Below are 1246 nucleotides of genomic sequence, written 5' to 3'. Positions count from 1 at the left end.
ACCACACCCACACCCGTGTCGTTCCACCCCTCCAACACCAACGACCGCTCACCCACACCCAACACATCCACCGCACCCACCCGAACACCCGGAGCCCCCACCACCACCCCCACAACCCGCCCCAACCACTCCGCGAACCGCCCAGCCCACCCCGCCTCAAACACATCGGCAGCCACGATGAGGCGACCGGTCAGGCCGGACGGGGCACCATCCGCGTCGAAGAGTTCGGTCGCCATCACGTCCAGGTCGAACTTCGTGGTCCGGGGACCTGTCAGCTGCTGGGTGGTGATTCCCTCGACTTCCATGCCAGGCAGATCAAGGACTGCCTGTTCGTTGTTCTGCAGGGTCAACATCACCTGGAACAGTGGATGCCGGGCGGCCGAGCGAGTCGGCGACAGCTCCTCCACCAGACGCTCGAACGGCACGTCCTGATGCGCGAGCGCGTCGAAGTTCGCCTCTCGGACCCGCTCCAGGACTTCGGAGAACGTGGGGTCACCGGAGAGGTCGGTGCGTATGACGAGGGTGTTCACGAAGAAGCCGACCAGGTCGTCCAGCGCCTCGTCCGTACGGCCGGCTATCGCCGAACCGATCGGGATGTCCTTGCCCGCGCCCACCCGCGACAGCGTCACCGCAAGGGCTGCCTGCAACACCATGAACACCGTCACACCATGCTCACGCGCCACCTCCCGCAGCCGAACATGCACGTCAGCAGGCACATCCAGCCGCACCGCATGCCCCTCGTGCGAAGCCTCCACCGGACGCGTCCGGTCATACGGCAACGCCAGCTCCTCCGGCACCCCCGCCAGAGCCTCACGCCAGAAACCCACCTGCCGCGACAGCACACTCCCCGGATCGTCCTCCGCGCCCAGCAGTTCGCGCTGCCACAAGGCGTAGTCCGCGTACTGCACCGGCAGCGCATCCCACTCCGGCGCCCGGCCCTCGCATCGCGCCGCGTACGCAGCCGTCAGATCCCGCCCCAGCGGGCCCATCGACCAGCCGTCACCGGCGATGTGATGCACCACGAGAACCAGCACATGCTCATCCGGACCCACAGCGAACAGCCGCGCCCGCAACGGAATCTCAACGCTCAGATCGAAGGCACAGCGCGCCGCCTCCGCCACGACACCCTCGACCTCGCCCGCACTCACCTCGGTGACGGGCAGCTCGAAACCGGTCTCCTCCACCGGAAGGATCCGCTGGTACGGCTCGCCGTCGGCCACCGCGAACACCGTCCGCAGCACCTCAT

At 67.6% G+C, this 1246-nt stretch carries 1 protein-coding gene; it reads right to left on the bottom strand.

Annotation, left to right across the window (positions count from 1 at the left end):
• A partial coding sequence (locus AB0I16_RS35795) for a condensation domain-containing protein (protein WP_363253862.1) occupies positions 1 to 1246 on the bottom strand: 1246 nt, incomplete at both ends.

Source organism: Streptomyces sp. NPDC050703 (genome assembly GCF_040654435.1).
GTDB lineage: Bacteria > Actinomycetota > Actinomycetes > Streptomycetales > Streptomycetaceae > Streptomyces.
Note: the sequence above shows the minus strand (reverse complement) of the source record. Positions and strands in the feature narration are given on the sequence as shown.